Genomic DNA, 3882 nt, shown 5'->3' with positions numbered 1-3882 from the left:
CACGCCGAGGGCGGCGCTTGGACTGAGGTCAGCGGCCACCGCATCAAGCGCTGGGTACTCGTTCAAAAAGGCGCCCAAAGCCCGGAATGAGCGGAAGACCGGGGACTGACCTGAGGGTGACTCAGCCCCGGGGCCTCCACTCTCGCTTCGTGATGTCCGGCCGTCTCGCAGCGAGGGTTGTGACGTTACTCCGCAGCACGAGAAGTCGAACGTTCGTTCGACGCATGAGGGAACGCCAGCCTCGATGACGCCCGAAGGCGACGCTCCGGGCCGACTGAGACAGGACCATCGTTCGAGCGAGTCTCTACCGCTCGCACCCAGACAGGGTCCTGGAAGGGGAGGGTCCGGGCGGGACGCGGTCCGGACGAGCCCTGCCCCAGCTCTGCGGACGCCTCTCGACCAGCCCTGCCGTCTGGTCGCTAGTGGGTGCGCAAATGCTGCTGAGATAGGCGACGGACGCGTCCAGGACCGTACGACTGCTTAGAGCCACGTCGGTGGCGGCGGAAGCCACGATCTTCCGGACGTGGTCGGGAAGGACGACGCTGCGATTGGTCATCAGGTCGCGGGGGGTGACCCAGGCGCTCTGGGGGCTTGGCTCGTGAGTCCGCAGCGATCTGCCTCCACCGTCTCCGCCGGTCGACGACGCCTCGACCTGCCGAGGCTGCGCGGGAGGGCCGCTGACGGCGAGGGCGTGAACTCCACGCGCGGCGCCGACCAGGTCGGTTCTGGTGGCGACGTCGGCGACGAGGTGGGCGAGGTCAATGCCGGCGGAAAGTACCTGTTGGGTCAGGGGCCCGACACGGCTGAGGTCGGTCCGGGTGGCGATCAGCTCAGGTGTGGCGACGGCGGCGCCGTCGCGCAGACTGTCGTGGATCGCGGCGCGGCATTCCTGGGAAGCTCGGGCCAAGTCGAGGTGGGGCTGAAGGGCGCTAGTGGCAGTGAGGTCTCGCCAGAGGCTCGTCATGGTCATCCAGTCGGCCTGGCTGGTTCCGAGAACCTTCAGCAGCCGAGGTGGTGGTCCGTCGGGCGTTGGCCGGGGCACCCCGGGCGCCAGCTGGCTCTGCCGGTGGGGGGCTTCGGTCGTGGGGGCGTGCGGTCCGTCCAGGTGCCCAGTGGCAGCGGCGGCTCGAAGCATGGTTGTGGTGGCGGCGAGGATCAGGGCGTGGGTGTGCCCCACGAGCATCAGGTCCGCGGTGTTGGTGCGGGCGCTCAAGGTGCGGTGGGCCTGGATGTCGAAGTCCGCGAGGGCGTGGGCCAGGCGGTCCGGCGCCGGTGTGGGGTGGTGTTCGCCGGACAGGTCGTGAGGGTGAGTGGCGGAGACGACAGTGCCGGCCTGGTGCTCCATCGAGCTAAGTCGTGCGCGGGCTGTTCGGGTTCGGGTGAGGGACTCTCCCGGCGGGAGCTTTGCTCGCCCGGCGATCATCCGTTCCAGTGCGGTTTGGTGGTGTCCGAGGGCGGTACCGACGGCGTGGGAGCCGAGGTAGAGGGTGTGCATGACGTGGGCCTGGGCGGCCCGGACGTCGTGTCGTTCGCGTTCAGTCAGGGGCGGTTCCGGGGTGCGTCCGGCGGTAAGCAAGTTAGCCGCGCGGGTGAAGCTGTCGGCGATTTGGAGCAGGCGGGGATCGCTGGGGCCAACTCCTGGCCACCCCTCAACGGCCTGGCCTTGGTTGTGAGCGTCGTCCGGGCGCGACGCCGTGGCGCGGACGTTCTCACGACTGGCAGCAAAGTCGTCGCGGCGTCCCTTGTTGGGCGCGGTGCCGGTGACGGTGTGGCTGATGGCGTGCAGGCGGGCCATGGTCAGGTCGGCGGTGCTGGGGACGGTGTCGCCGGTGACGGTGGACGGTCCGGTCGTGGGCGGGAGGGCCTGCCAGAGATGGCTGGCCGCGGACACGACCGTGCTCCAGGTGCGCAGCAGGGCAGCGGCGTCGTGCCCGTTGACGTCGATGAGCAGGTCCCGGACGGTGTGGTCCGCGTCAACAAGCAGTTCGCCGACGCTCCGACGATCTGCCGGAGCAGGCTCACCTCGTTGCGCCCCCTCTGGCGTTCCAGGTCCGGCCGCGCTGCCGACGTGTCTCCCCACCGATGAGGGCTGAGCCGAGGATGCGACCCGGCTCATTACGCGTTCCGCGCGCCATCGTCGGATAGGACGGTGGAGCCCGGTCTGCGTGAGCCCACGTCGCCGGCATCGCCCGGGCCGTCCACGCTCGAAGCGATCGGCCTGGCGGTGGCCGTGCCGGGAGCGTTGCCCGGACCAGCCACCCCAGCCGGGCCGGATGACCACTCCCCCGCCGCATACGTATCCGGGTTGAATTGCGTCTGCGAGCCGTTCGGGAGGGTCGCGTAGTTCCGGAGCAGCTCGTGCACCGCCACAAGCAGGGACGACATCCCGCGCGGTAGGTCGTCGATGGGCTGCTGTCGCAGGTTCCGCTCGCAGTCGCGCACGAGCTCGACGGGGACACCCAGCTCCGGGCCGAGAATGGGGCTCGTTTGGTTCAACGAAAAGGCGGCACCTCCGTCGGTTGCTGCGGTCGGGCGCCGCTCACCTCGCGCCTCGAGACGAGGTGCGCAGAGCGGGTCCGCAGCCACCTTCGGTGCACCCCGTAGGCTGAGGGGCATTGCATCGAGTGCGTCGCGGTCGCTCGGGGGGACCAGGCTGATGGCCTGCGCGGTAGCCAGCTGGAGGACCAGCGCGCGGTCCAGCGCCACCAGTCCCCCACTCATCGCGTCGACGTCGAAGCCTTCCCCGGGTGCCGGCCCCCGCCGGGCGGTGACCACGGAGATGGACGCAGCGTCGTCCCACGCCGCGTCCGCGGCCTGCGCGAGGTCTCGCGTGACCTGCAGCAACGGCGACCCATGGGGCCTGGGCGCCGCTGGTGGACTCTGCTCGGGATGGGGAACAGTGCGCGCCGTCGGGTGGTCGCTGTTCGACGAGTTCATGCTGTCCATGTCGCCGCTCCTATGGGTGTCGGGCCGGATGTTGTGACGCGTTCCATCGAGCAGGAACGCGTCGTGCACCGACAGCCCCGGAGTGGGCGGCTGGGGACAACCCCAACGCGGCGCACCGGGTGGGGACTGGCGCGATCCTCTTGTCGATGCGCCCTCGCCGGACTGCGACGGCCACTGCTCGACGGGTCGTCGCCTCCTGGTGCGGCGCAATCGGTAGCCCGTCTCCACGTGCGACGCAGGGGCGGTCTCAAGCACTTGCCTGGGCTGGAGTCGCTGATGCGGCACATCATCGGAGAAACCCGGGGCCAGCCACTGGCCGAGCGTCGAGGGCGGTGGCCGCTGCCGCCAGGCACATCGACCTGCGCAGTCGATCCGACCCGCGAGCGTCGGTCCCGACGCCAAGGGCCTCGCCACCGAGGGCGATGTTCGGCGCCGTCGCCTCGCGGGTCTTGGGCCCCCTCATGGGGCCCCGGAGATCTGGCCGGCGGATGCCTCCGGGGTGCGCTGTGGAGATCCCTTGTTGTTCCCGGATCCGGAGCACGGTTCGACTGGACACCCCCACGGCGGTGGCGACCTCCCGGTCCGACGCGCCTCTCGCCGTCAGCGTCCGGACAGCGGCTGTGACCTCATCCCGGGTTAGGCGGATTCTGGTATCGCACTTGCCTTCTGTGGCCACCGACGCCGCGGCAGACACGACCCGGTCGACGGCTACCTGGTCCACGTCCACGGGGTCGAGTGGGTGGGTCGGGTGGTCACCGAGGTCGGGGAGAGCCCTCGGGTCGTCGATGGTGTCGTCGTCCCAGGCCAGTGGTGGGGCGTACCCGCGAGCGGCGGCGCGGGCGCGGGCAGTCGGCGAGGGGCCCGGAGTCATGCTGAGCCGGTCGTAGACCTGCCGCACCTGCCGCCACGCGCGGGCGCTGATCCGGTCCCGCGGGC

General features: G+C 70.5%; 3 protein-coding genes. All 3 read right to left on the bottom strand.

The features are described from left to right. Positions 1-304: 304 nt before the first annotated feature. Complete coding sequence (locus Q0R63_RS04165) at positions 305-2080, bottom strand: hypothetical protein (RefSeq protein WP_295694438.1); 1776 nt, start codon at positions 2078-2080, stop codon at positions 305-307. Positions 2081-2115: 35 nt separating this feature from the next. After that, positions 2116-3015 (bottom strand): hypothetical protein, encoded by a 900-nt coding sequence (locus tag Q0R63_RS04160; protein ID WP_295694435.1) that lies wholly within the window; start codon positions 3013-3015, stop codon positions 2116-2118. A 217-nt stretch (positions 3016-3232) separates the two neighbouring features. Then, the coding region (locus Q0R63_RS04155; RefSeq protein ID WP_295694431.1) for a hypothetical protein at positions 3233-3882 on the bottom strand (650 nt) is incomplete at its 5' end.

The organism is Lapillicoccus sp. (assembly GCF_025353065.1).
In the GTDB taxonomy this organism is placed as follows: Bacteria; Actinomycetota; Actinomycetes; order Actinomycetales; family Dermatophilaceae; genus Lapillicoccus.
Note: the sequence above shows the minus strand (reverse complement) of the source record. Positions and strands in the feature narration are given on the sequence as shown.